At 56.3% G+C, this 26,708-nt stretch carries 21 protein-coding genes, 1 tRNA gene and 1 pseudogene; 14 read left to right on the top strand and 9 right to left on the bottom strand.

Annotated features, from left to right (window positions below; translation table 11 throughout):
- Window positions 1-261 precede the first annotated feature (261 nt).
- Together AD928_RS07925 and cobU are read left to right on the top strand one after the other, a co-directional pair.
- Window positions 262-1,128: a hypothetical protein gene (locus AD928_RS07925; RefSeq protein ID WP_061500081.1), complete on the top strand. Its 867-nt coding sequence runs from the start codon at window positions 262-264 to the stop codon at window positions 1,126-1,128.
- Between the two features lie 376 nt (window positions 1,129-1,504).
- Window positions 1,505-2,041, top strand: a complete 537-nt coding sequence (cobU, locus tag AD928_RS07915; protein ID WP_062249663.1) for a bifunctional adenosylcobinamide kinase/adenosylcobinamide-phosphate guanylyltransferase — start codon at window positions 1,505-1,507, stop codon at window positions 2,039-2,041.
- Window positions 2,042-2,059: 18 nt separating this feature from the next.
- Here the strand turns inward: cobU and AD928_RS07910 are convergent, their stop codons facing one another.
- A complete protein-coding gene (locus tag AD928_RS07910) occupies window positions 2,060-3,172 on the bottom strand; it encodes a glycerophosphodiester phosphodiesterase (RefSeq protein WP_062249623.1) in 1,113 nt (370 codons plus the stop codon).
- A gap of 326 nt (window positions 3,173-3,498) precedes the next feature.
- Here AD928_RS07910 and AD928_RS07905 point away from each other — a divergent pair.
- From AD928_RS07905 to AD928_RS07890, 4 genes and pseudogenes are all read left to right on the top strand, one after another.
- Window positions 3,499-4,673: pseudogene (locus AD928_RS07905) on the top strand (autotransporter strand-loop-strand O-heptosyltransferase).
- 120 nt (window positions 4,674-4,793) lie between these two features.
- Window positions 4,794-6,248: an NAD-dependent succinate-semialdehyde dehydrogenase gene (locus AD928_RS07900; protein WP_062249620.1), complete on the top strand. Its 1,455-nt coding sequence runs from the start codon at window positions 4,794-4,796 to the stop codon at window positions 6,246-6,248.
- A gap of 405 nt (window positions 6,249-6,653) precedes the next feature.
- Window positions 6,654-7,238 carry an acyl-homoserine-lactone synthase gene (locus AD928_RS07895; protein ID WP_062249619.1) on the top strand — a complete coding sequence of 195 codons (585 nt, stop codon included), beginning with the start codon at window positions 6,654-6,656 and terminating at the stop codon, window positions 7,236-7,238.
- Window positions 7,239-7,326: 88 nt separating this feature from the next.
- On the top strand, window positions 7,327-8,085 hold the full coding sequence (locus AD928_RS07890; protein ID WP_082779815.1) for a helix-turn-helix transcriptional regulator: 759 nt from the start codon (window positions 7,327-7,329) through the stop codon (window positions 8,083-8,085).
- A gap of 4 nt (window positions 8,086-8,089) precedes the next feature.
- On the opposite strand, the gene AD928_RS07885 is transcribed toward AD928_RS07890, so the two are convergent.
- On the bottom strand, window positions 8,090-9,547 hold the full coding sequence (locus tag AD928_RS07885; protein WP_062249615.1) for a cryptochrome/photolyase family protein: 1,458 nt from the start codon (window positions 9,545-9,547) through the stop codon (window positions 8,090-8,092).
- Window positions 9,548-9,781: 234 nt separating this feature from the next.
- Here AD928_RS07885 and msrB point away from each other — a divergent pair, with 234 nt between their 5' ends.
- Both msrB and AD928_RS07875 read left to right on the top strand, forming a co-directional pair.
- Window positions 9,782-10,165 carry a peptide-methionine (R)-S-oxide reductase MsrB gene (gene msrB / locus AD928_RS07880; protein ID WP_062142449.1) on the top strand — a complete coding sequence of 128 codons (384 nt, stop codon included), beginning with the start codon at window positions 9,782-9,784 and terminating at the stop codon, window positions 10,163-10,165.
- 32 nt (window positions 10,166-10,197) lie between these two features.
- Window positions 10,198-10,602, top strand: a complete 405-nt coding sequence (locus AD928_RS07875) for a DUF4112 domain-containing protein (RefSeq protein WP_062142451.1) — start codon at window positions 10,198-10,200, stop codon at window positions 10,600-10,602.
- A 15-nt stretch (window positions 10,603-10,617) separates the two neighbouring features.
- Here the strand turns inward: AD928_RS07875 and AD928_RS07870 are convergent, their stop codons facing one another.
- Window positions 10,618-11,307, bottom strand: coding sequence for a TetR/AcrR family transcriptional regulator (locus AD928_RS07870; protein ID WP_233420007.1), 690 nt, complete (start codon window positions 11,305-11,307; stop codon window positions 10,618-10,620).
- Window positions 11,308-11,577: 270 nt separating this feature from the next.
- Here AD928_RS07870 and AD928_RS07865 point away from each other — a divergent pair, with 270 nt between their 5' ends.
- From AD928_RS07865 to AD928_RS07845, 5 genes are all read left to right on the top strand, one after another.
- Window positions 11,578-12,741: an AI-2E family transporter gene (locus AD928_RS07865; protein WP_082779814.1), complete on the top strand. Its 1,164-nt coding sequence runs from the start codon at window positions 11,578-11,580 to the stop codon at window positions 12,739-12,741.
- Window positions 12,742-12,861: 120 nt separating this feature from the next.
- Window positions 12,862-14,526, top strand: a complete 1,665-nt coding sequence (locus tag AD928_RS07860) for a hypothetical protein (RefSeq protein ID WP_062249613.1) — start codon at window positions 12,862-12,864, stop codon at window positions 14,524-14,526.
- Between the two features lie 111 nt (window positions 14,527-14,637).
- Window positions 14,638-15,576 (top strand): DMT family transporter, encoded by a 939-nt coding sequence (locus tag AD928_RS07855; RefSeq protein WP_062249611.1) that lies wholly within the window; start codon window positions 14,638-14,640, stop codon window positions 15,574-15,576.
- Window positions 15,577-15,707: 131 nt separating this feature from the next.
- Window positions 15,708-17,333 (top strand): bifunctional aspartate transaminase/aspartate 4-decarboxylase, encoded by a 1,626-nt coding sequence (locus tag AD928_RS07850; protein WP_062249656.1) that lies wholly within the window; start codon window positions 15,708-15,710, stop codon window positions 17,331-17,333.
- 416 nt (window positions 17,334-17,749) lie between these two features.
- A complete protein-coding gene (locus AD928_RS07845) occupies window positions 17,750-19,957 on the top strand; it encodes a TonB-dependent siderophore receptor (RefSeq protein ID WP_233420006.1) in 2,208 nt (735 codons plus the stop codon).
- 77 nt (window positions 19,958-20,034) lie between these two features.
- Here the strand turns inward: AD928_RS07845 and AD928_RS15215 are convergent, their stop codons facing one another.
- Window positions 20,035-20,256 carry a hypothetical protein gene (locus AD928_RS15215; protein ID WP_062249609.1) on the bottom strand — a complete coding sequence of 74 codons (222 nt, stop codon included), beginning with the start codon at window positions 20,254-20,256 and terminating at the stop codon, window positions 20,035-20,037.
- Between the two features lie 26 nt (window positions 20,257-20,282).
- Window positions 20,283-22,475 (bottom strand): Hint domain-containing protein, encoded by a 2,193-nt coding sequence (locus AD928_RS07835; RefSeq protein ID WP_062249607.1) that lies wholly within the window; start codon window positions 22,473-22,475, stop codon window positions 20,283-20,285.
- 71 nt (window positions 22,476-22,546) lie between these two features.
- Here AD928_RS07835 and AD928_RS07830 point away from each other — a divergent pair, with 71 nt between their 5' ends.
- Window positions 22,547-23,149 (top strand): recombinase family protein, encoded by a 603-nt coding sequence (locus tag AD928_RS07830; protein ID WP_062249605.1) that lies wholly within the window; start codon window positions 22,547-22,549, stop codon window positions 23,147-23,149.
- A 314-nt stretch (window positions 23,150-23,463) separates the two neighbouring features.
- Here the strand turns inward: AD928_RS07830 and AD928_RS07825 are convergent, their stop codons facing one another.
- From AD928_RS07825 to AD928_RS07810, 4 genes are all read right to left on the bottom strand, one after another.
- On the bottom strand, window positions 23,464-24,003 hold the full coding sequence (locus AD928_RS07825; RefSeq protein ID WP_062142458.1) for a Dps family protein: 540 nt from the start codon (window positions 24,001-24,003) through the stop codon (window positions 23,464-23,466).
- 373 nt (window positions 24,004-24,376) lie between these two features.
- Window positions 24,377-24,619: a (2Fe-2S)-binding protein gene (locus tag AD928_RS07820; RefSeq protein WP_062142460.1), complete on the bottom strand. Its 243-nt coding sequence runs from the start codon at window positions 24,617-24,619 to the stop codon at window positions 24,377-24,379.
- Window positions 24,620-24,881: 262 nt separating this feature from the next.
- A tRNA-Arg gene (locus AD928_RS07815) sits at window positions 24,882-24,958 on the bottom strand.
- A gap of 157 nt (window positions 24,959-25,115) precedes the next feature.
- Complete coding sequence (locus AD928_RS07810; RefSeq protein ID WP_062249599.1) at window positions 25,116-26,543, bottom strand: ArnT family glycosyltransferase; 1,428 nt, start codon at window positions 26,541-26,543, stop codon at window positions 25,116-25,118.
- Between the last annotated feature and the right edge of the window lie 165 nt (window positions 26,544-26,708).

The raw sequence follows: 26,708 nt of genomic DNA, 5'->3' as shown, positions 1-26,708 counted from the left end.
GCCCGCAGAACAGAGGCCGCTTTATGAAAGAGAAAGCCCCCTTTCAGCTTCGACGCCCGATAGTGCGTTACGCCTTTATGCTCTGTTACCGTTTAACCGAGAGGTGATTTTGTAGAGAGGAAACGGAATGTCGGCTTTCGGACAAAATAGAGCACACGACCGACGTCAACAGTTATGGACGACCGGTCAATTGTCGATCTATCATTTTCTCAATGCTTGGTCTGAAAACTGATTTTGATCAAGCGGGAGGCTTGTAAGACTATGCTCACCACTTCCTATCGACCTCGTATTCAGACCTTTCGAGAAGATATAATCCGCACTCTCCCGAAGGCTCCCAATACGAAGCAGGGGATAGAGGCGTTGCGCGCGCAACCGACTAACCGCCTCATTCTGGCGTTTCTCACATGGCGTATGCGGCTGGTACCAATCAAGCCGAGAGAGGTAAGAGTATGGGCTAGTGGTGTAAGTCGGTTAGAGTTCAAGGCGATTAGACCAAAAATCAGATCGTTCTTATCCAAGGTGGAATCAGGTCAAGATCTGAAACCCCATTTATCGGACCTTGTTAATACAAAGGGCGTGGTGCTACCAGGCGCCTCACAGAGCGCTCGCGGGCAGGATATCGATAGTGTGCTCATAAGAGACGGCCTGCATCATTTTCATATAGGAAGGAAAGAAGCAGGAAACCCAAAAGGACGAAGCGGCACTCTAATATTCGCAGAGGTTCTTGAAAAAGAATTCCGCATTGTCGCCTTGTCTAATCATCAAGCGTTTACAATTGGAACACCTGAGCATCTGCGCTTCTTCAAGGTTTGCCAGGCTTATATTTCGAAAGATATTCCAGAAGGTCAGGCATTTATGAGCCGACCGGTGATGGCGTCTGGACATCCAGCGGACCTAGTCCAATTTTCTGATCGTTGCGCGATGGAGATTGAGCGACTGGAACCTAGCCTCGACGACCCTGAATTTATGGATCGCCTTTATAACAGCTACTCGGTGGATAGCAGTGGAAATGCGTTTCGTCGCCCAGAGAGGCCGGAGTTGGTATGGTATTTCGAAGACATGAAGTTTGGTTTTCTCGAGAAAAAGACAAACGTTTTTTTCTGTATCTTTCCCTTTTATGAGCGATAAGGTCATAGCATTTAAATTCCTAAGATGGCCGATGTTAGAGACAAAACGGCAAACAACGTTTGTTCTCTATGCGGAAAGTAAATCAGAATCCTGTATGTTGAGGATAAAGGCGAAAGAGCTCTCAGTCGCCAGGTACATAAGCAACGGCTTCAGTCCACGTCAAAACAGACAGGGCACAGCGAAACACCAGAAAAAAACCGAGGCATGACCCCGCCTGCTATGCTGTGATAAACACCACAGGCACACGGCAGCAGAAAGCGGATTGCGCATGACCCCCATCACGCTCAGGGCAGACCCGGCCAGTCCGGCAGGCACACCAACAGACGGGCAGCCTACGTCTGAACCCACGTCCGTCACGGCCACGCAGAACGACACCATGCACCTCCCCGCAGGCCTGCCCGCCACAACACTCATTCTGGGCGGCGCGCGGTCCGGCAAGAGCCGCCATGCGGAAGCCCTGATCACAGCGCTGCCCGCCCCGTGGATCTATCTGGCCACAGGCCGCGCGTTTGATACGGAAATGCAGGACCGGATCGCGCACCATCGCGCCGGTCGGGCAGAGGGCTGGCAGACTGTGGAAGAACCCTTTGCGGTGGCTGATGTTCTGCGTGCCCATGCCGACCGCCCGCTCTTACTGGACTGCCTGACCCTGTGGCTGACCAATCTCCTGCTGGAAGAACGCAGTATTCCAGACGCCACACACGCGCTCATCACCGCGCTGGCCGAACGTCGCGCGCCCACCGTGCTGGTGGGGAATGAGGTCGGGCTTGGCATTGTGCCGGAACATAAACTGGCCCGGCAGTTTCGGGATGAAGCAGGTCTTCTCCACCAGCGTCTGGCCGAAAAAGCTGGAAAAGTCCTGTTTATTGCAGCAGGGTTACCCCTTGTCCTCAAGGATATGCCACCAGCCTGAGTCAGCGGTGACCCATTCTCAGATGTGGTCCACCGCCCGGCGGCCAATAGCCGGATCATCGGTAAAGAACCCGTCCAGCCCCATATCCAGATAGCGCTGAATTTCCTGAATGGACCCGCGCACATTGCGGGCTGCATCCCCGTCCGTATTGCGCAACTGGCGCGGCAGGAAATGGTTTTCCGGGCGGCAGGTATAGGCATGCACTAGCAGCCCCGCCGCATGCGCATCCTCCACCAGAGAGGATGGCTCAAGCCACGCCCCCTGTGCATCCCGTGGGATAAGGTCGGTCAGGGAAGGGCCAATCACATCCGCATAACGCCGCACGCCCTTCAGGCCCGCCGGGGTCATCAGGTCTCCAAAGGTGGTTTTCTCTCCCTTGGCGGCCAGATCCGGCGGCACCTCTGTCCGTTCCCCCATCAGCAGCATCAGCCGCGCCTGCGGGTTGATAGCCCGCACATCGGCCCGAATGCGCTGGAGGTTGCCGGTCTCGAAGGACTGCACTTCCAGCGGGGCCATGCGTGTATACTCATGCGCAGCAATCGTGCGCAGGAACACGGCTTCCGGGTCAAACCCCAGCGTATGGAAATGCGTGGAGTGTTTGATTTCGGGGATCAGCCCCAGAACCCGACCGCATGTGGCGGATTCAGCAGCCACAAAATCAATCATTTCCTCAAAGGTCGGAATGTCAAAGTGCCCGTCAAAACGGGTGTTATGCACACGTAGTGTCGCCAGACGTTCCTTTGCCCGCAGGGTTTTCAGCTCCGCAAGGGTGAAGTCCGTCGTGAACCAGCCAGTGGCTGTCTTGCCATCAATGGTGGCGGTGCGTTTGCGGCTGGCAAACTCCGGCCGCTGCGCCACGTCCGTGGTCTCGGCAATATTGGTTTCGTGGCGACAGATCATCACGCCATCTTTGGTCATCACAAGGTCGGGCTCGATAAAGTCAGCCCCATCTGCAATGGCTTTGGCGTAGGCCGCCAGCGTGTGTTCGGGCCGCAAGGCGGACGCACCCCGGTGCGCAAATACCAGAGGGCGCGGGGCAAGGGAGGGGGCTGCTCCCGCCCGTCGTATAGTCCCGCAGAAGGCTGCGGCACAGGATGTTACCAGAGCAGAACGACGAGACAAGACCCGCATCAAAACAACCTTAAGTTAGAAAATAGTCTGAGAGAATTTACTCTTTTTTAGGTGTTAGTGTGGTGATGTTGTCATGAAGAATGACCCGGTGTTAAATCAGGAATTATATAGACAAATGCTAATTGTCTTTATAAGGCCTTGATTTAGTAATTTTTAATTACAAAAATTTTGTCTTTTCTAGGTGACTCTCTTTGTCTGAAACCGCAGCTCCCGTTTCTCCCGCTCCTGCTCCACAGGCCGATGCTCCGGCTCATGCCGCGCAGCCGGCCCCCCAGCAGCCGGCGGGTCAGGAACCTGCCGCCAAGCCCGAGGGCAAACCGGCTTACCTGTCTCCGCCGCCGCTGCCGGTGCTGGAAGGCCCGCACGGGATCCGCTTCGATTTCAATCTCGGCGCACGCGTGCATGTGCCCGAGCGTAAAGAGGGCAAATGGCGCGTCATTCTGCGCGATCTGGATACCGGGAATATCCTCTTCCATCATGAGGCTGCCGGGGCCACCATTTCCTCCAGCAAACGCTACTATGTGCGCTTTGGGATTGAGGTGACTGATATCGGCGCGGATGGTGTCGAGCGCCCTGTTTTCCAGCATGAGTATGATGCACGCGGGCAGGAGGTTGTCATTCAGCTGCCGGTGGGCACGCTGGGGGATACGCTGGCATGGTTCCCCTATGTGTCCCGCTTTGCGGAAGAACGCGGCGCGAAAGTCACCTGCCTGCTGTCCGGCCTCATCCTGCCGTTGCTTAAGGAAGCCTATCCCAACATTACCCTCATGACCTCCGAGGACGCCGAGAAGGCAGGCGTGCCGGCCAGGGCCTACGCCACGTAATGCATCGGTCTGTTTTTTGACGACAAAGACTGCAACCAGCAGCCCACGGACTTCCGCTTTGTCGGCCTGCACCGCACCGCAGGCTATATTCTGGGCGTCTCCCCGCATGAGGAAGCCCCGCGTCTGCACATGCCGGATGACAGCCGCCCCATCCCGGAGCCGTATGTCTGCATCGCCGTGCAGCCAGCACGCAGTGCAAATACTGGAACAACCCGACCGGCTGGCAGGAGGTCATCGCCTTCCTGAAGGAAAAAGGCTACCGGGTGATCTGTATTGACCAGAAAACCGTGCACGGCACCGGCCTTGTCTGGAACTACATCCCGCATGGGGCGGAAGATGAAACCGGCAACCGCCCGCTCTCCGAGCGTGCCCGCTGGCTGAAGCATGCGGATGCCTTTATCGGCCTCAGTTCAGGTCTGGCCTGGCTGGCCTGGGCTGCGGGCACCGAGGTCGTGATGATCTCCGGCTTCACACACCCCACCAATGAGTTTGAAACGCCTTACCGCGTTATCAACTGGCACACCTGCAACTCCTGCTGGAACGACCCCACGGAGCGGTTTGATCATCACAATTTCTTGTGGTGCCCCCGGCATGAAAACACGCCGCGCCAGTTTGAATGCACGCGTCTCATTACCAGTGTGCATGTTATCAATGAGCTGAAAAAACTGTTCGCCTGACCGGGGCAGGGGGCAGCCTCCGTGCCCCCTTGCATCCCTATCCTGATGATGCTCTCTCCTTAAGGATCATAAGGCAACGTCATGGTGGCGTGTCTGTCGTTCCAGTGGGAGAGATACGCAATGTCACAGGATTTTATCAGCACACAGCTTCTGGTGGCCGGGCAGTGGCAGGATGCGGCAGATGGCCGCACACTGCCGGTCTTCAACCCCGCCACCGGTGAGGAAATCGGCAAGATTGCCCACGCCTCCAAGGCCGATCTGGCACGGGTGGCCGACGGAGCCGCGCAGGGCTTCGCCGCATGGCGGGCGCTTACGGCGTGGGACCGCTTTGTCATCATGCGCAAAGCCGCCAATCTGCTGCGTGAGCGCGCCGAGAGCATTGGCCGCATCATGAGCCGCGAGCAGGGCAAGCCGCTCGAGCAGTCCATTATCGAAATCAAGGGCGCTGCCAACGTCATCGAATATTTTGGCGAGGAAGGCTGCCGCCTGAATGATACGCTCATTCCGCCGCGTGTGCCCAATGTGGAGCAGCGCGTGCTGCATCGCCCCGTGGGTGTGGTCGCGGCCTTTACGCCGTGGAACTTTCCCATCAACCAGATTGCCCGCAAGCTGGGGGCTGCCCTTGCCGCCGGGTGCGCCGTAATCGTCAAAGCCCCGGAAGATACCCCGGCCTCTCCGGCGGAACTGCTGCGCGCGTTCTGTGATGCTGGCGTTCCGGCGGGTGCGGTCTCTCTGGTGTATGGCAACCCGGCAGAAATTTCCGAATATCTGATCGCCCATCCCGTGGTGCGCAAAATCTCTTTCACCGGCTCCACTCCGGTCGGCAAACATCTGGCCTCTCTCGCCGGCGCGCAGATGAAGCCCGTCACCATGGAACTGGGTGGCCATGCCCCGGTGATCGTGTGTGAGGATGCGGATCTGGACGCCGCTGCGCAGCGCCTCTGTGCCGCCAAGTTCCGCAATGCCGGTCAGGTGTGCATCGCCCCCACGCGCTTCCTGCTGCACAAGAGCATTGCCTCCAGCTTTGTGGACAAATTCAAGGCGCAGATGAACGCCCTCAAGGTTGGGTCAGGCCTTGATGACGGCGTGACCATGGGCCCGGTGGTGAACGAACGCCGCCTGAAAGCTCTGACAGAACTGGTCGCCGATGCACGGGAGAAAGGGGGCACCATCTGGCAGGCTGACGTGCCGCTGCCTAATGAAGGCTGCTTCTTCGCCCCCACGCTGATTCTCAACCCCAACCTGTCCATGCGCGTGATGCAGGAAGAGCCGTTCGGCCCGATTGCCATTGTATCTGAATTCACCGCTCTGAAAGACGCTGTGCAGGAAGCCAACCGTCTGCCCTACGGTCTGGCGGCTTATGCCTACACCCGCAACGAGCGCACGGAGCGTCTGCTGGGTGAACAGGTGGAAGCCGGGATGATCGCCATCAACCACCACGGTTTGGGCGTGCCGGAAGTGCCTTTCGGTGGTATCAAGGATTCCGGTTACGGCACAGAAGGCGGGCCGGAAGCGGTCAGGGCTCATACGCTGATCAAGTTCGTCTCGACCGAGCATGAAAAAGCTGATTTCTGATCCCTCCCAACACAGATTATAAAAAAGGGGAATGCATTGCGGTGTGTTCCCCTTTTTCTTTTCTGGCCTTCACTCTCCACAAAGCATCACAAAGAGAGAAGGCCTCTTCAGGAACTGGAGGGTTGGATAAAACAGTCTGGCATAATTCTGCTGCATTTTCTGCATAGAAGCCCCGCCTCAAAATGCGTCCTTCTTTTAGGGAACGTTTGGGGTTATTGCGTGTTGTAAGCTATGATTGGTTGAATTCTTATTCTTAAAACAAACGTCATAATATGAATTTTTAGATATCACTTTGCGTGCTGTCTAATATATCCACGGTGTCTTGCAGAGTGTTAAAAGCCAAACATGATAGAGGAGGAGGACGTCAAAATTATATGGAGTTGAGACTAAGGGTAGGTGGCAATTATGATTTATGAATTTTCTTATGATGAGCGTGATCAGTATCTTTCAGTTTATGAGAAGATGCTTGGCTCACGGAAAAAGTTTTTCGAAAATTATCCGGAATGGAGCAGGGCCTTTCATCCGTGCCCGGTAGAAGACGATTATGATCGGCGGTGTAGCCCCTTTTATATCGTCGGCCTGCAGGATGGGGGAGACGCCGTTGCCTCGGTCCGGATTATGCCGACAACGGGGCCAACCATGTTGCGGGATGAATTTGCCCCTTATTTTCAGGGATGTCCGGATATCATCAGTTCCGATATCTGGGAGCTTTCCTATTTCTCGACAACGGCTGACACATCCTCTCTGGCCGGGCGAAACCTGATGCTGGACGTGCTGAAAACGGTTTATGCACGCGCGTTCGCGAATGGCATCAAGCAGATCATCGGAACGTATCCCCGGTCCAAACTGCGGCTGTATCGGCGGCTGGAATGTCTGCCATCTCCCATTTGTGAGGGGGAGATCAACGGGCAGGAGTTCGGTGTAGGGGTATGGGATGTCAGCCCTCTGGCATTGCGGCATCTGGCTGAACTGCAGCTCCGCCCGTTTTGAACAAAGCAACTTATTTTTAATGAGAGGGGTCGTCGTATCAGGCGTATGCTGGCCAGAGTCCTGAGGGTACGATATCAAAGTTCGGGTTATGACATTGAGACAAACAACAGCACCGACCTTTATTCTTCCAAAAGCTTTGCAAGGCCTTGTGTCGTCCATTACACGCGCGCAGTCGCTGCCAGACTTATCCGCTGTTTTGAAGACGCTTCCTGAAAACTGCAACATGAGCAATGTTGTTTATTATTTTGCAGGTTCCGGGGGTGATTTCATGAACCCCGACGGTTTCACCTGCACGACCTATCCCCGGGAATGGCAGGAACGCTATTATAATCAGAACTACCTGCTGATTGACCCTGTCGTCAAAAGGGGTTTGCACAATGGTCTGCCGTTTGAATGGCGGGATCTGAAGATTGAAAAAGGCACGCCGGGCTACAGTATGCTCATGGAAGGGCTGGATTACAGTCTGGGTCATGCAGCGCTGAGCATCCCCCTGCTGGGGACGGATGGCTCTCGCGGCCTGTTCGCCATTACCAGTGATGACCCCCGTAAATTTGAGGGCCTCGCACGGGTCAGCTTTGTGCGGGATTACCAGATGCTGGCGAATTATGTGCATGAGGCCTATCTGCGGATAACAGCCTTTCAGGCGAACGGTGTGCAGGATCTTTCTGCAGAGGAAAAAGCCTGCCTGAAGCTGGCGGCAGAGGGGCTTCTGGGGCACGAAATTGCCCGCAAGCTCAAACTGTCAGACCCTGTCGTGCGGTTATGCCTGCGCGTGGCACGCCACAAGCTGGGGGCGGCCACAACGGATATGGCCATTCTCAATGCAAACCAGTTGGGCGTAATTTAAAGCCTCAGCTTTGCTCAGAGCCTTTCAGGTTTTTGTAACTCTCCAGCGCAATGGCGCGTGCCTGCTTTAGCTCCACAATCGGATGCGGGTAGGTGGTGCCGGGCACAAAGCGTAAATGGCGGCTCAGTGTGGCATCCATTTTCCAGGGGGTGTGGATCAGCTTGTCCGGCAGACCCGCCAGTTCCGGCACCCATGTGCGGATATAAGCCCCTGAGGGATCAAACTTTTCGGATTGCCCGACCGGATTAAAAATGCGGAACCAGGGCGAGGCATCAATCCCGGTTCCTGCACACCACTGCCAGTTCATGGCGTTTAAGGCCGGGTCTGCATCCACCAGCCGCTCATAAAACCAGCGTTCGCCTTTGCGCCAGTCTGTCAGAAGATGTTTGGTTAAAAAGGAGGCTACAACCATGCGGACGCGGTTATGCATGGTGCCGGTAGCGCGTAATTCCCGCATTCCCGCATCCACCAGCGGGTAGCCGGTGCGGCCTTCTGTCCACGCGGTAAAAGCCTCGGGGTCATTCTGCCAGGGCATCTGGTCAAATTCCGAGCGCAGATTGCGGGTGGGCATCTGGGGTTCATAGAAAAGCTGCATCCACCCAAAATCACGCCAGCCCAGTTCGGACAGGAATTTTTCCGTATTCACATGGTCACCGCTGCGGGCTTCTGCTTTTCGGGCAGCCTGCCAGATCTGCCGGGCAGAAATCAGCCCGGCGCGCAGATAGGGGGAAAGGCCGGATGTGCCCTCCCGGTCGGGCCGGTCGCTGTCTGTTTCATAGTGCGCCAGCGTATCGTCCAGAAAATCTTCCAGAATGGTATGGGCGTTTTCTTCACTGCACGGCCAGTATTGCGCAGCCTGTGTGGCATCTTCCGGCAACGCTGGTTTCAGCAACGCTGTGGAGGCCTCATGCTTTTTAAACGCCTCCGGCACAGCGGCAAACTGAATGTCCTGCGGGGCAGGCAGGGGGCGACCGGGTTCGCCCAGATCCCGCGCAGCGCGCCACCATGCTGTAAAAATCCGATAAGGCTGTCCGGCCCCGGTGCGCACGGCCCAGGGTTCATGCAGCAGTCGGGCGGAAAGGGACTGCACCGCCACGCCCTGTTCCGTCAGCCTGGCTTTCAGAGCCGTATCAATCTCCTTGCCCACCGGGTCATAACGCCGGTTCCAGAAAACTTCTGAAATGCCAGCTGCTTTTACAAGCTCCTGCACAACCGCAAGCGTTTCCCCCTGCGGGGTCAGCAAGGTGCCGTCACGCTTGCCGAGTGCTTCGGCCAGCGCCCCCGCAGCCTGCCCCAGCCACCAGCCAATCACCCCTTTGGGCAGACAGGCTTCATCCTGCACATAGGCGCACAGCACAGGCTGGCCGGTGGCGCAGGCGGCATGGAGCGCCGGGTTGTCGCTCAGGCGAAAATCATCCCGAAAAAGGACAAGAACAGGGGAGGGGGGTATGGAAGCCGTCATGGCGGGAGAGTGCCGCCTTCCTCTCGCTTATGCAATGGTCAGCCCCGTTTGCGCCAGCGCAGCAGCCCTGATGCAACCGTTCGCCTCTGCTGTCGTTAAATAGCGTTCCGGTTCGGGGCCAAACGCTGCCTGTTTGGGCAATATCCTCATGGCCCCGGTGCAACTTATGAAAAAACCCGCTAGAAAGACGGCATAAATTTCCCAGAGACGACCAGAAAGAGAAGGACCCTCCGCATGACCCAGTCCTGTTCCCCCACCGGTTGCGGCCCGCTCACGCCAGAGCAGGAACATATTCTGAAAGAACACGGCACGGAATATCCGGGGTCCAGCCCTCTGAACCATGAAAAACGTCCCGGCCAGTATCATTGCGCGGGCTGTGGCCAGACGCTGTTTGAATCCGACACAAAATATGAAAGCGGTAGCGGCTGGCCCTCGTTTTACGATGCCATTCCGGGCGCTGTGGAAACCACGGAGGACAGCCGCCACGGCATGGTGCGGACCGAGGTGCATTGCGCGTCCTGCAAGGGGCATCTGGGCCACGTCTTTCCGGATGGCCCGCTGCCCACCGGCCTGCGCTACTGCATGAACGGTCTGGCGCTGGATTTCCACCCCTCTTGAATCCCGTTCGGGCCTCTCCCACTTTGTGAGGCATGACATACGCTCATGCCACAGCCGGAAACGGCTCGCCCCATACGGCCTCTCATACCGCTGAGGACATTGCGCATCGCCTGCGTCGTGTCCGGCGGCTGGCCTGGATTCTGGACGCCGCCTTCCGCCTCCCCGGCACGCGCTTCCGGGTGGGGGTGGACGCCATCGTAGGCCTGCTGCCGGTTGGCGGTAGCGCGGTGATGGGCCTCGTCTCCCTCTATATCGTGTGGGAGGCCTGGCGCCTGCGCGTGCCCACGCGCCTGCTGGCCCGCATGATCGGGAATGTGGTGCTGGAAACCGCGGTCGATACCGTGCCGATCGCGGGGGATCTGTTCGATGCGGCCTTCAAGGCCAATCTGCGGAACGTCGCGCTTCTGGAGCAGTATTTCGGGCATACGGCCCGCTAGAGACCGCTCTGTGCGTTAGTCCTGCTTTACCCCAATCCCATGCAGGAACAGCGCCCACGCGCGCTCAAAAAACGCATCGCGCGCGGCCTCATCTTCCAGCGGGGGCAGGCCAAACAGGCTTTGCTTCATCGGCCAGCCTGTCAGCAGCCCACTCCATAAATAGGCTGTCGTGGAATCGGCATGCCCTTCTTCAATCTGCCCGGCTGCCTGCGCTGCTTTCAGCAGGCGCAGAAAGCTGTCGTGAAACGGCTCGCTGATATTCTCAATCGCATGGGTGATCAGGCTGGGGTAGCGGTAAGCGTCAGAAATCAGAATCCGATACGTGCCCAGCGCGTCAGGCCGCACGACAAAATCCAGCATCAGGCGGCTGACATGCTTCAGTTCCAGCAGCGGGTCCTTCAGCGGCGTTTCCGCCATGGTGCGCAGCAGGCAGGCTGTCACGTTGGTAATCACCGCCTTGAATAGCGCTTCCTTGGACGGATAACGCCGATACAGCGTCTGTTTGCTGGCAGACGCCTTGCGGGCAATCTGATCCACCGATGTTCCCGCATAACCATGTTTCACAAACAGGCTCGCCGCCACCTCCAGCAAATGCTGGTCCAGCTGCTCCGTCCCGGATGGGGTCGGCCGCCCGCATCGACGCTTCTTCCCCTCAAGGCAGGGGTGCGCCATGTCCAGATGACTGGCAGCGTCAGGTTTCGTCATAAAGCAACGGGCCTCAAAGAGCGGACGGGGAAAGGCGTATCAATGGCTGGCGGTACGCTGTTGTCTCGCCTTTTTTGGCGTGAAAGACAAGATGAAAGCCAGTCCGTCTGCCATCATGCCCGGATCTGCCATGCTGATAAAGCCTGTCCTCACCCCTTCTCGCATGTGTGAAACTTTGGCCGCTGGTGCCTGCGGGTAAAACGGCGCAAGATCACGCAAGTCTGCCTACCACCCGGCAACAGGGCGGGGCAGCAGGAGAAGCAGAACGTCATGGTGCCGCCCCCCACAAAAACCCCGGACACGGCAAGCGCCCCCTCCGTTTCCCACGACTCGCACCCACCTCACTCGACCGCCTCTCAACCAGCGACAGCCCTCGCCGCCGTGCAGGCGCTGGAGCACACGCTGGGCCGGTTCTACCGGCTGGTGATGGTTGTCGTCGTGCTGGGTGTTCTGGGGCTGATTATCGGCACAGGCGGCCCGGTGCTGATGGTTGTCTGCGCCTCGGCACTGGTGGCCGTGGTGCTGCATGGTGCGGCCCGCTGGATTACGCACCTGCTGCGCCTGCCGGAATGGCTGTCCGTCATGCTGATGGTGCTGGCTCTGGCTGCGGCGGCCACGGCGCTGGTGCGTGTGTTCGGGCCGGAACTCACGGTGCAGGCCGGCCACCTGCGCACGGCTCTGGTGTCCCAGATCAGCACGTTGCATGACCGGCTGAATAGCGGCCAGTTCGGCCATCTCATTCTGGATCACGTCCCGCAATCACTTGGCGGCAACCAGACCGGGGGCGGCAGCCGCGCACCGGGGCTGGATTTTGCAGGCTCCATGACCAATGTGCTGACGTCCACCTTCGGCTCCGTCGGCACGATGGTGGTCATTGTCATTGCCGGGATCTATTTCGCGCTTTCCCCACGCCTCTATGCCAATGGCATCCTGCGGCTGATGCCCGAACGGCATCGCCCGCTGGTCCGCTCCCTGCTGCAAACCATTGCGCATACCCTCTCCGCCTGGGTGGCGGGGCAGATGCTGGATATGACGGTGGTGGGCGTGCTGACCTGGCTCGGCCTGTGGGCCATTGGCATGCCGCTGGCGCTCCCCCTCGGCCTCATCGCGGGCACAGCCAACTTCATCCCGTATCTGGGGGCCTTTGTGGGCGCTATTCCGGCGTTGCTCATTGGCCTGTCCGTCAGCACGCAGGAAGCCCTGATGGTGCTGGGCCTGTATGGCGTCATTCAGGCGTTTGAAGGCTACGTCATGTCTCCCTTTATCCAGAAACGCGCCGTCAGCATGCCGCCCGCACTCACCATTCTTTCGCAAACCATTTTCGGGGCGTTTCTGGGTATGTGGGGCTTCATTTTCGCATCCCCCATCACCGCCGTTCTGCTGGCTGTCGCCACGCGCCTTTCTGCTCCGTTAAAAGAAAAAGACATGCTGTAAAAAACACGGGGGTCTTGTGCACCCCCTGTTTTTTCCCTGAGGAAGTGCCTAAAAGCGGGGCATTATCTCAGGCAGACGTCCCCGTGCTGACCTGATCTATTTCAGCATGGTTCAGACAGAATGCAGTTTTTCAGGCGGTTTCCCCTCGCATGGTACGGGGTATGTGCGGTATTTTTTTCACTCATTGCTCTGCTCTACATCCACCTTGAACAGAACGTCTATTACTGGGATTACGTCACCTATTATGACCGTGCCGTTCGTCTCAACGAGCTGGCTGCGCAAAGCCCCGTAAAACCGATTTTCAAGATTTTTTCGTCTATCTGGAAGGCGGATTACAATTATCTGGCGGCCATAATCCCGTCTTTGTTTGTCAACCTTACCGGCTTCCACAGGCAGTTTTATATCCTCTCCATTCTCCTGTTCTATTTTTTTCCAGCTCTTATTCTGTTCAACACTCTTCTTAAGGCGATTTTCCCTCAAACAACCAGACAGGAAACACGTCTTCTCTGCCTTATCCCGCTTACGTCCGTAGCTTTTATCGCACCCACCCTGCGCGGGTTTGTGGATATTGGCGGCCTTGCCTTCATAGAGCTGGCCCTCCTTCTCACGTTAAAAACCGATTTTTCTGCAAAACAGTCTGCCAGAAAGGCCCTCTGGCTGGGCACTCTGCTCTGGGGCGCCTTTCTGTTCCGGCGCTGGTATGCCTACACCATCGTCTCTCTGTTTCTTTCTCTGCCAGTTCTGAATTACGCCCTGTTTCAGAAAATCTATGACAGGCAGCGTCTCAAAACCCTGCTGGCTCATTTTGCTTTTGCTGGTCTCTCGGCCGTTGCGCTGGTTCTGCTGTTCCAGTTCGGCCTTTTGAGAAAAATTCTCCAGACAGATTACGCCACCATCTATCATGGCTACCAAAAGCCGTTCAGCGCGTCTGTGGTCACAACGCTCAAGGCACCCGGCACGTTGATCCTGCCCTTTTTTGTCTTCGGGCTGGTCAGCCTGCGTCAGGAAAAAGACCGGCGCGTCAGACTTTGTGTCCTGTTTTCCGCCTTTAATCTTTTTACCTCATTCTTCCTGTTTTGCCGCACCCAAAGCCCCGGCATCCAGCACGTTATTCCCTTTGCGTTCTGGAGCCTGATCATCGCGCTCTACGGCATGCTGGCTGCCGGACGCAGGCTGCACAGCGCCTCTCTCCAGACAGTCTATGGGACCACGCTACTCGGGCTTTCCGGGCTGGCGACGTATTGCGCCCTGTTTACACAGGCACCGTATCGCGTGCTTGTTCTGAACGCCCTGCTGCCTGAGCAGACAAACCCCCTCCAGGTTGAAAACTACCCCGCTTATCAAAACCTCACAGCAGATCTTGTGCGGGACTATCAGCCGCGTGGAAGCATCGCGGTTCTCAGTTCCAGCGCCGTGCTGAATGAGAGCATGCTGAACACACTGGGTGACCAGAAACTCCATCTGATCAGCATCTCGCAGCTTGATCTGCGCGACCATTTTGACCCCAGTCTGCTGCGGGCCAGATATCTTGTCGTCACCACACCCGTGCAGACGCATCTGGCCCCGTCTGAACAACGGGTGATTACGCTCCCCGCCACAGAGATTCTCAGCGGCACCGGCATTGGTCACGCCTACCGGAAAATCGGCGCGTCCTATCGTCTCAGTCAGGGCGTGACTGCGCTCCTTTATGAACAGATTGCCCCCATTGCGCAGGAGGATCTGAACAGTCTGATGGACAGATTTTACGCCGTTTACCCGGACTGGAAAAAGCCTCCCGCGCACTAGCCCAACACACCGCAGACCCTTTGTTTCACGCAGGATAAATCTTCTCTTTCGCCCCGCCCGTACATGCTGCATAGGGTGCGCCATATTGCGGGCAGAAAGGGACAAACAAGCATGAACACGCGCAAGCCGCTGGATGCAAAAGCCACCAGCCTGATGGTCGGCCTGTGTTTCTGTTTCGGGCTGCAACAGGTGGCGCTCAAAGCCTCGGCGCAGGACATGGCCCCCATCCTGCAAATCGCGCTGCGCTCCGGTCTGGCAGCCGTGCTGGTGGTGGTCCTCATGCTCTTCCGGCGGGAACGTCTGGTGCAACTGGCCCAGACATGGAAGCCCGGTCTGGCCGTGGGCGTGCTGTTCTTTCTGGAATATCTGTTTTTAGGGCAGGCGCTGCGTTACACCTCAGCCTCACGCTCGGTTGTGTTCCTGTATACAGCCCCCATTTTCACAGCCCTCATCCTGCATTTTATGGAAACGTCAGAACGCATGGCTCCGCTCCAGTGGGCGGGTATCCTGCTGGCGTTTGGCGGCATCGGCACCGCCTTTCTCGGGCATTCCGCCGGGGCAGGGCAGGGCGCGGGTCTGCCCCTGCTGGGGGATGCGCTGGCTCTGCTGGCCGGGGCAAGCTGGGGTGTCACGACGGTTGTTATCCGCATGTCCTCTCTGGCACGTCTGCCCGCCAAACAAACGCTGCTCTACCAGCTTGTGGGGGCCTGCGTGCTGCTGCTTCCTATGGCGATATTGTTCCATCAGACGGCTTTTACTGTCACGCCCATCCTGCTGCTTAGTCTGGGCTATCAGGTGCTCGTCCTCTCCTTCATCGCGTTCCTGCTGTGGTTCTGGCTCCTGCGGCATTACCAGGCCTCCCGCATTGGCGTGCTGTCTTTCATGACGCCTTTATTCGGCGTGGTGCTGGGGGCCGTGTTGCTGCATGAGCCGGTGGAGCCGGGCTTTGTCACCGGCGCGGTGCTGGTTGTGGCCGGACTGGTATTGGTCAGCGGCTATGGGTGGATCACCCAGAGTCTGAAAAAAGTCCGAGCAGCCCCCAAACGCTGAAAGCCGTTCATCACAACGCTGAGACCCGCAGATCTCTCACACCCCTTATCTGACTATAAAGGTAGCAACCGGCACTTTTTTTGTGCATGTTTGGCCCCTTCTTTGCGCAGCCCCTGCTTCAGGAAACGGCCATGCCTACGCCTCCCGACTACGAGAAATTCAACACCCTCAGTCCGTTTGAGCTGAAGGACCAGCTCATCAAACTGGCGTCCGGACGCGCCCAGCGCGCCATGCTGGATGCCGGGCGCGGCAATCCAAACTTTCTGGCCACACTCCCCCGGCAGGGGTTTTTCCAGCTTGGCCTGTTTGCTACGGCGGAATCGGAACTCTCCTTTTCCTATATGGCGGAAGGCGTAGGCGGCTTCCCCCGGAAAGACGGCATAGAGGCCCGCTTCAACGCCTTTGTAGCAGACCATAAAGCCGAACCCGGCGTCGCTTTTCTCCGCCGCGCGCTGTCCTACGTGCGGGACCAGCTCGGCCTGTCCGCCGAGGGCTTCCTGCAGGAAATGACAGCCGGCATTCTGGGCTGTGACTATCCCACACCCCCGCGCATGCTGCGCTACTCGGAGCAGGTCGTGCGGCATTATCTGCTGCGGGAAATGGCGGGCGGCACCATGCCCGATGCCACAACGGACCTGTTCGCGCTGGAAGGCGGCACAGCGGCTATCAGCTATATCTTCGCCTCCCTGCGGGAAAACGGGCTGATCCGCCCCGGTGATAAAGCCGCCATCGGCATGCCCGTCTTCACCCCGTATGTGGAAATCCCGGAACTGCGGGACTATCAGCTGGATGAAGTCCCAATCTACGCCGCGCCGGAAGCAGGCTGGCAATATCCGGATAGCGAACTGGACAAACTGCTGGACCCCGCCATTAAGGTCTTTCTGGTGGTCAATCCCAGCAATCCGCCTTCGGTGAAGATGAATAATGCCGGGCTGGCCCGCATTGCCGAAATCGTCAAAACCAAACGCCCGGACCTCATCATCGTCACGGATGATGTCTATGGCACGTTTGCAGACAATTTCCGTTCGCTCTACAGCGTCTGTCCGCAAAATACCGTTCTGGTCTATTCCTTTTCAAAATATTTCGGCTCCACCGGCTGGCGACTGGGCGTTGTGGCAACCCACACGCAAAACGTGCTGGACCGGGCCCTCGCGGCCCTGCCGGAAGAGGAAAAGGAGGCGCTGGACAAACGCTACGCCTCTCTCACGCCGGATGTGCGCGGCCTGAAGTTTATTGACCGTCTGGTAGCCGACAGCCGCACCGTGGCGCTCAACCACACCGCAGGCCTCTCCACCCCGCAACAGGTGCAGATGGTGCTGTTTGCGCTCTTCGCCCTCATGGACGGGCGGGAAGCCTATAAAACGGCCCTGAAAAACCTGCTGCACCGGAGGGAAATCGCCCTCTACCGAGACCTCGGTGTGCCAGCCCCCAATGACCCCGGCTGCACGCACTATTACACCCTGATTGACCTCGCCAACGTCGCCACCCACCTTTACGGCACCCGCTTTGCCCGCTGGCTGATCACGCGCGTGGACTACCAGACCATCCTGTTCCGCATTGCGGATGAAACCGGCGTGGTCCTGCTGCCGGGTGATGGCTTTGCCGTGCGTCGCCCCTCAGCGCGTGCTTCCCTCGCCAACCTGAACGAATACCAATACGCCGCCATTGGTGCCGCGCTTCGCCGCATGGCGGACGAATATTACGAACGCTACAAAAAAGAAAAAGCCGCCGACACCACAGGCAAAAACACGCCCTGAGTTCATTCCGCTCTGGTAGTAAGACCCAGCGCACAAACACCACAGCCCGGGGCAGGGGAGACCGCTCTGCCTCCACAGGCTTTCACGTTAAGGTGTCACGCCTCTTCCCTATGGGACTGCCAGACGGCGTCCCGTTCCTCCCAAATTCCCGCTTGGTCCCGTAAGCGCCAGTGCCGCCGCCAGTTCTGCGGGGGATGTGCCGAGGCTCGTGCTGCGGGCTAATATCACGATATAAATCGTATTAAATAGATAACACAAAAATAAAGATACGAAACGTTATATGCGGATTGACGATGTGAATTGTTCCCGATATCTCAGACCTTCAATACACTAAACATGGTCGTGCTATAATGATATCACCAAGACGTTTCGTTTTAATTGGAACTGCTGTATCGTCTTGCGGGATGGGCATGGGCATGGTCATGGCGCACGCGCAGGAAACGGCCGCCAAAACGCCCGCAGAAATCCGCACTGCTGCAAAGAAAAAGACCTCAGCCACGCCCCACCAGCAACCGGTCACCCAGCAGGCCCATAAGCCCCACTCTGCTCAGACGCAGCCGGGTAAATCCCCGTCCGCTCCGGTGCAAACGGCTCCAACCGCACCCGGAAAACCGCAAATTGCCAGGCGGGAAGAGCTGGATGTGCATGGCACCGCAACCCCGGCCTTCTCTGGCGGAGCACTGGGCAGCAAGAGGCCGCTGGATACGCCCTTTTCCATTCGCACCATCACCAGTGCGGAAATACAGGAACGACAGGTGAAATCCCTGTCCCGCCTGCTGTCTCAGGATGCGTCTGTCGTCACCAATGGGGATACCTATTCCTTCAACGCTTACAGCGTGACGGTGCGCGGCGTGCCGCTGGATGATTATAACGGCTACAAGATCAACGGCTCGCCCTTCTATATGACAACGGTTGAGCTGCCGCTTGAAAGTTTTGAAAACGTCCAGCTTCTCAAAGGCGCATCCGGCTATATGTATGGTTTCAACGCGCCGGGCGGCATCATCAACTACCAGACCAAAAAGCCCACGGAACATCGCACGTTCGAGGTCGATGCCGGGTATAGTTCAGGCGCGATTGCCAGTGAGCATATCGATACTGGCGGCCGCCTGTTCAACAAGGTGTTCGGATACCGCCTGAACCTGACGCATGAAAAAGGCGAGACCTATAATGGCTCCCACGTGGAGCGCTATTCCGGTTCTCTGGGCGTGGATGCCCGCATTACCAAAAACCTGCTCTGGACCGCCGATGCCATTTATCAGGACAGAAAAATACGCGGGCTGGTGCAGGATTTCTTTATCGACCCCACAACCTACCCCTCAAACAAACTGCCTGACCCCATCAGCGGTAATAAAAACCTGAACGCCTATCCGGGTTCCATGTTCACATCGCATGTGCTGTTTCTGACAACCGGCCTGAAGTGGGACATCAGCAACAACTGGAAATTCCGTGTGGATTACAGCCACAGTCAGGACTGGCGCTCCTATCAGAGCGAATGGATGTCGCTCAATAACAGGGCAGGGGATTATGACTCCTACCTGTCCACAGACCCGCGCAGCTGGTCCGACTATAATCAGGCGCAGGGTATTCTGGAGGGCAGTTTTCACACCGGCTTTGTCAAACATGACGTGACACTCGGGGCCACATGGCAGGGGCTGACCAAATATCTCCCCACCAACAGCGAGTATGTGAATATTGGCTCCCAGAACATGTACGCGCCGATTATCCCCCGGTCGTGGAACGTCAATAACGAGTCTCCCGTTTACCGGAATTACCGGTCAGATCAGGTCGGTCTGTTCCTGAGTGATACAGTCACGTTCACGCCCCAATGGTCTCTGCTGGCCGGGGTGCGCTACACCAATTTCCAGCAGAACAGCTATAGCGCTGCGGATGTCCGAACGACCTACAAGGTCAATCCCGTCACCCCCACGGTGGCGCTGCTCTACCATCCTGTTCGGAACATGACAGTCTATGCCAGCTATGTTCAGGCTCTGGAAAATGGCGGCACGGTTGGTGATACCTATAAAAACGCCCGCCAGACGCTCCCACCCATCCGGTCCGATCAGGTGGAAGTCGGGGCCAAAATCACCCGCCGCACGTGGGATCTGACCGGCGCGCTCTATCGCATCACGCGCGGCGCGCAATATGCCAATGCCGACAATTACTATGTTTCAAGCGGCACGCAGGTTTATCAGGGGTTTGAACTGAACGGCCACGTGGATCTGCCACTCGGCTTTGTGGTGACGGATAGTCTGGGGATCGAGGCCTCAAAATACAAAAAAACCGATCCCTCCATTCAGGGCAACACGGCGGAAGCTATTCCCACGTTCCAGAACATGTTTACGCTCACAAACAACATTCAGGCCGTGCCGGGCCTGTCTGCCTCAGCCGAGGTGCATTACACCGGCAGAATGTGGGGGGACGCCATGAACGTCTATCACATCCCCGGCTACACCCTGCTCAACCTGCGGGCCAGCTACCGCACACATATCGGCAAACACCGTGTAACCTTCCGGGCAGAACTGGATAACGTCGCCAACACCCACTACTGGGGCGTTCTGGCCTCCGACTACTTCTTCGTCGGCGCCCCCAGAAGCGTCTATCTCAACGCCCGGTTTGACCTGTAAAGCCAGTCCAGGAAGCACAAAGAAAAAAGGCACCATTCCGCAAAGAATGGTGCCTTTCATTAGAGTATGCAGAAAAATCAGGCAGAAAGCTTTTTCACAGCGGCCGTCTGTTCAGCATCAACACCATAGTTTTCAGCCGGCAGAGCCGTGATGATCAGCAGACCCATTCTGCCGTCTGTCTGTTCAGACAGCGGAAGCAGGGCGTTACCGTTTGTCCAGATCGTTTCGCTCTGGCCGTTCGCTGCATGCCAGCCGTCCAGACCCGCATCATTCAGATACGTGGTAATCTGGTTCTGCATTTTGCTGCTCATGAAGTGGATGGAACTCACAGCAACGCCCAGATACCGGCATCATCGACAAACGGGCCAATCACATCACTGGGGCGGCTTGCGCGTGAGACAATCCGGACAGCCTCAACGCCAGCCGGGATCATGAAGCTGTAATCCTGTCCATCGCGACGGACAGGGCGAATAACAGCGCCATTTGCCATAACCAGATGCAGATCCGCATCATGCGTCATCGTCAGGCCTGCTGCCGGCGTCTGACAATTTTCGACCTGATTTCCCCGCGCTTCCAGAGTGCGGAACAGGGATTCCACAAAGTTTCTGGCAACGCACAGCGGTGCAGCGGCATCAGCGTCCCAGCTCCGTGCGCCGGTAGCGCGAAGTGCTGCGACCTTGCCATCCTGGCGGAAGGTAGAACGGTTGCCGGTATCCAGATAGCTTTCGGTCAGCATCCCATCGGCAGTGATCACCGAATGTTCTGCCGTTTCCACATGATAATAGTCATAGGAAGTAATGCTGGTGTCGTAGAAAATTGATTTACCATTAACCAGCATACGCACAGGCACAAAGTGCCCATCAAAGAACAGGCAATGTTCAGGCGTAATCAGCATATCCTTGTAAGGAACGCCGTCAGAAATAGCATTTTTCAGAACACGCACAGGGTAGCCAGCTTCATCATGCGGCAACTCGGTAAGCACTCTGCTGTGTGCCTTGCCAACCCAAACAACAGGGCGGATAACTTCACGACCGTTCTTCCAGTCAAACGTAACAAGCTGGGTGCCCAGCGTAACATTTTCAACCGGCATTTCCCCGCTGGTCGTCCGGATCATGCTGCCAGGAAGGAAGCAGGTCTCCGTATCAGCATTTTCAATCAGCCATCCGTTGTTGGAGGCGTCCTGCACAATCTGGGTAGAGGTGGGCGTGTAACCATCAGCCGGCACAATGGTGCCATAGGTGACTTTTTTCCCGTTCGCGAGCCCGATGGTCAGGGTGTAAGAAGAGTTATCTGCGTTGGGTGTATACGTCGCAGAAACAGGGGCCGCGGTCAGGTCTGCAATGCCAAAACGCGTATCAGCAGAAACACCGTTTACAACCACGTTCTGTGCGGTCGTCTTATCCCCACTGTCGTCAATATAGACTGTATTGATCGTAGAAGGATCAACATTAACAGTGGTTGCGCTGCTGTAGCTGATCCCGGGCTGAGCAAACACTGTGCTATTGCCGGTCATGTTGACCGTGCCGCCCTGTACCCAGACAGGCTTGTCCACGGTTCCCAGTGAGGCATTGATCAGGTTCAGTGTGCCACCATTGTCCAGTTCGCCGTTATCAAGCGTCACGTTCCCCTGGTTGTTCATGATGGTAATCGTGCCGCTTGAACGATTCATCGCGACACCACCCAGTTCAACATCAGAGGGGGTATCAATAATAATATTACCGTTATTTTCAAACCCGGCGGTGGCAAACACATTGCCAACGTAATTGTTGCCCGCCTGCGCGGTAATTTTTAAAGTTACGTTCTGCCAGACACTCAGGCTGCGGATCTGGTTGTAATCAGCAACATTGTCAACAACAGTAATCGGCGTCGTCGAGTTGCCGCTGCTATCGCCAATATTGACGTCAGCATTCTGCTCCAGTTGCGGGATAGCTGTGCTGCCCATGTTGGAGGTATCGACGACATTATTGGTGCTGTCATAGAGCGTCCAGTTTGCCGGATCATTCCAGTCACCGCCTGTGCTACCTGTCCAGCGCCAGGACATGTCGTGCTGGTGGAAGCTTGTGGCAGCGCTGCTGTACTGGGACGTATCCCCACCGGCAGCTGTTGAACTTGTGGCGACGGCCGCCATCTGCTGGTGCAGGTCGTTGTCCGTATACCCGCCGGTTGGTGCAGCGGAGGACGTATCTTCAACATCCCAGCCGGAGCTGCTGCTATCCGGGACGATGGCAAGCGTTGCAGGCGGTGTGTAGCCGTCTGCCATATGAAGGTTTTTATAGGTCAGATCGCTGCCATCAGCCATGGTGATTTGGAGGGTGTAGCTCCCATCAGAGTTTTCCGTATAGGCAGCTGAGGTCGGGGCTGTCTCAAGGCCGGCAATGCCAAAATGGGTGTTTTGTGAAACACCGTTAATAACGGCCGTCTCGTTATTTGTGCTGCCAGAGCCGGTATGGAATACGTTATTGTCCTGAATATAAATCGTATTAACGGTGGCTGGGTCTACGTTAAGAGTTCCCGACACACCGGAATTCAGGATTTAAAAAAATAATAATCTCTTTTATGTGACGTTATAAGCTGACGAGGAAGCGTGATATTCGTAGAAAAATTGGATACGCACGGGTGAGTACGATCGGACAAACCCTTGATACGCAATTAAAAACCCTAAAAAATTACGGATGCGAAAAGATTTTCTGTGAAAAAGTCAGTGGCGCGAATGCGCAGCGTGATCAGCTTCGCAAAATGGTCAGGAGTCTCAAAAAAGAGGATACTGTGATCGTTGCAAGAATTGACCGGCTTGCAAGAAGTACTTTTGACCTTTTCGCAATTGTTCATGACATTACTAAAAAAGGGGGCCATTTTTATTCTTTGGCAGAGCCATGGGCCGATACGAATACCAGCACGGGGCGTCTGATGCTGGCCGTTTTAGCTGGTCTTGCAGATGTTGAGCGCGACCTGATCCGAACGCGTACAGCGGAAGGTCGTGCCAGAGCCATTGAGCAAGGCAAGCGTATGGGCCGCCCTTCCAAAATAAGCGAGCAGGAAAAGCAGGATGTGATCCGGCGGCGATCAAACGGAGAATCGTTGAAATCCGTGGCAAAAGATTTTGGAATTAGTGTTGCTACGGTTTCGCGGCTTACAATCGCAGCCGCCTGCGTGCAGGCAGAAAAAAAGGAAAAGGTACTTTCCAGCTATTGAAAGCGACCTTTTCGCTAGGGGCGATTGGAGTCTTTTTTGAAAGTATATCTGCCCATAAACTATATTCAATGAAATACAGATAAAATAAAAGAATAAATACTTTTTCTGAATGAAATTTTCAAAAAAGTGATGTCCAGAAAAAGATTATTTTAAGGGGTTCTGTTTTCTATATAAGAAGAATGCAGGTTTATGGAGATAAAATCTTATTTATGAGAAATTTTTCTCATAAAAATCTTTTTTGAAATGCAATTTTTGAAAATTTTTAGGCGAATCCGACGTCTTTCTCAAGGGCGAAAAAGACGCCGGAGCATCATTTAGTCGTTTTTACCAAACGCCGGGCGGGTGGCTTCAAACAGGAACCACGTGCGGCGCTCCGTCTCATCAATCCAGTTTTCCAGCAGGCTGGCAGTCGCCACATCGTTGGCGTCATCACACACGGCATGCACTTTGCGCATCCGGGTCGTCAGCGCCAGATTGTCGTCGCGCAGTTCGGCCAGCATGTCTTCCGGCGTCACATACAGCGCATCATTGTCCAGCACCTGCGTGCGGCGGGAAATCTCACCAATGGAATGCAGCGTCGTGCCACCAATCTTGCGGGCACGTTCGGCCATCGGGTCGGTCATGGCAAAAATCTGCGCGCTCTGTTCGTCCAGCAGCAGATGGTAGTCGCGGAAGTGGCGACCGCTCATATGCCAGTGGAAATTCTTCGTCTTGACGTACAGCGCAAACACGTCGGCCAGCGTATCGGCCAGACCTGCCGCAACTTCCTTAACAGCATCGGCCTTCAGGTCGGTCGGTGTGCCAAGATATTCGCGGATATGAGCTTCTTTCGCAGTCGGAGCTGTTTTCGGCATGAATCTCGTCCTTGTTTGCTCAGGCGCTACAGATGCAGCGTTCTGTTGTTACAAATGACGTGGGAAGGCAAAAGTTCCGTTGCAAGCCATATGGAGCCAGCCATGCTCTTTACGCAGACACCCTTAACATCCTTGCGCCACAGCCCACAGCCCACAGCCCACAGCCCACAGCCTGAGGCCATGCATGTGATTTGGTAGGGAGGAGGGAAGAGGCGCGACGAATGCCCAACACAGCGGAGCGGCCAAAGCATCCGTTCACGCTGTCAGGCAGTTATCAGAGCGTTTTTGAGCGCGGCGATGTCATGCCGCTGCAATGTGCCTACAAGGCCGGAAAGCCAAAGCTGACAGGCACGATAAGCCCGAAGCAATCCGATCAGGCGCTCAGCGCTTCGGACTGGACTACAACTGGTAGGCAGGCCGCATGGGCAACAGTTTCGGCTGCCTGACGCTGACGCATCCGCACTTCCTTCAGCATGCACACCACACCGGGCACGCAGTTCCCGCACTGCGCCTTGCAGCGCTTGGAGGCGTAAATTTCACTGGGGCGGGTAGCGCCATGCGCCACGGCTGATTCGACGTCTTTGTGAGTCAGGCTGTTGCAAGAGCAGATGACCATTCAGAAAGCCCCTATCTCTGATGAGAGATCCCCTAAAAAGCACGAATGAGAACCATTCGCAATACCTTTTCGCAAAAACAGCATCCACAAATGCGCAATGCCCAGCTGCGGCCAGCGCGGGAAGCGGATACCAGGAAGACAACAGCGCAGAAAGAACCAGACGACCGTAGCCTCTTCGCCGCCAAAGCAGGCGCAAAACAACCCGTCAGATGCACAAAAATCGCATCTCAACGTCTTGTTTTAATTGGTAATTTTACGGAAGTGGTGGACCCGAGAGGATTCGAACCTCCGGCCTTCAGATTCGGAATCTGACGATCTATCCAACTGATCTACGGGTCCTTGGGCTTCTCCCTAGCGCAAAGGCAGGGGGGTTGCCAAGCCTGTATTGCGGGGGAGGGGTAAATTTCCTGCCTAACCGCCACAAACAGGCCGGAACGTGCCCTGCAAAGCCTCGGCAGATCACTTCGAATCAGCGAGTTCTTTCGTCCTTCTGCTCTTAGTCCCGGTAAAATAAATCAAACCGGTCCCCCTTGGAGACCAACGCACATCCGTCACACGCCCCCGCGTCTTTATCGCGGATAACCAGCGTATGCGGTTTGCCCTCGTCTGGTCCAATATGGATGGCAGTCGGCGGGACAGGCAGGTAGGTGAGCAGCGCAGCATAGTCGTCCTGCTCAATCACGCCCTCCTTTTGCACATTGGTCATCGGCATCCAGGCCGCGGCCTGAAGCTGATAATAGAAAGCCGGAAGTTCAAGAGCCTTCGTCCGCTGCCAGGATGCGGAAAAGGACATCACAAAAAACACCGCCGCCAGGCCACCCGCCACGGTTTTCAACGCAGGCCGCAGCAGCGCAAAGGCGTAGGTCATCAGCACGCAGAGTATCGGGTAAGCTGGAAATGTGTACCAGAACAGGCGCGTCTTTGCTGCGGTAAACATCCCAAAAACAGAGAGTACTGCCACGGCCAGAATCAGCATTTCGGCTTTGAGCGCGCGTGGTATGCCAAAGCGAAACCGGGCCGCTCGCAACCGCGGCCACCAGCAAGCCGCTCCAAAGGCCAGCGTCAGAAATCCAAGCTGCCAGAGCAGAGCAGGATAATCGTGCACAAAGCCCGTTATGTAAAAAGAGGGAGGGTTATGGTGCCCTTCAATCTGTATGCCTGTTCGTTTGAGCAGGTCGTATGTCACCATACGTTGCGGAAACTTTGGACCATCCTCATAGATCCGCACCCCAACCCACAGCAGGATGGGGGCCAGACCACACAGCATGCCTTTGAAGGGCAGGCGAATAGAGCGCTCCGTCAGCACACACGTCAGCGCCAGCGGCGGCAGCAATGTCAGGGCATGCCAGCTTTTAGTCAGGAAACACAAGGCACCCATTACGCACGCAAGGCAGAAGGACAGGCTGGTGCGCTTCAGGCACAGCAGGATACAGAACAGGTAAAAAGTGGAATAAAGCGCATCCGCATCAGCTACCCGAAAACTGTGTACACTAAGAGCCTGTGACCAGATGGAAAAAAGCGTGATGGCGTAAAGCCCTTCCACGCGTGAGAATTTGCGTGCCGCAAACTGGTAAAGCCCCAGAACAATCGCCACAAATCCCAGCAGGGAGGGGAGGCGTGCCGCCATCAGTCCCTTACCAAATAGCTTGACGGACAGAATAATCGGCAAAAAACTCAAAACCGGCTTCAGGTTCCAGTAATCTTTTTTGCCCTGCCAGTAATTGACCACATAGTCATGCCGGAAAAGCATTTCATAGGCTGAGCCAATATGACGGGCTTCATCCCATGGTTCGATGCTCTGAGAGCCAAGATGATAAAATTCCGGAAACAGAATCAGGCCAAACAAAACAATGGCGAAGGAACGATACAGAAAAGAGCCAAGACGTCTTCTGTTTTGTGCCAGTAAAGGCGGCTCATAAGACATGGAAAAAGACGACCTGCTCAAAAGAAAAGGGTGCATCAAAAGAACTGCACCCCGTCTTAAGTCTTTCGAGCCCCTTCAGGCAACACGCAACACCATCTCAGCCGTCTGGTAATGCACCTCCCCGCATCCAGCCTCCTGGCATCCCCCCACCCAACGCAGAGCAGC

The organism is Acetobacter cerevisiae (assembly GCF_001580535.1).
GTDB lineage: Bacteria > Pseudomonadota > Alphaproteobacteria > Acetobacterales > Acetobacteraceae > Acetobacter > Acetobacter cerevisiae.
Note: the sequence above shows the minus strand (reverse complement) of the source record. Positions and strands in the feature narration are given on the sequence as shown.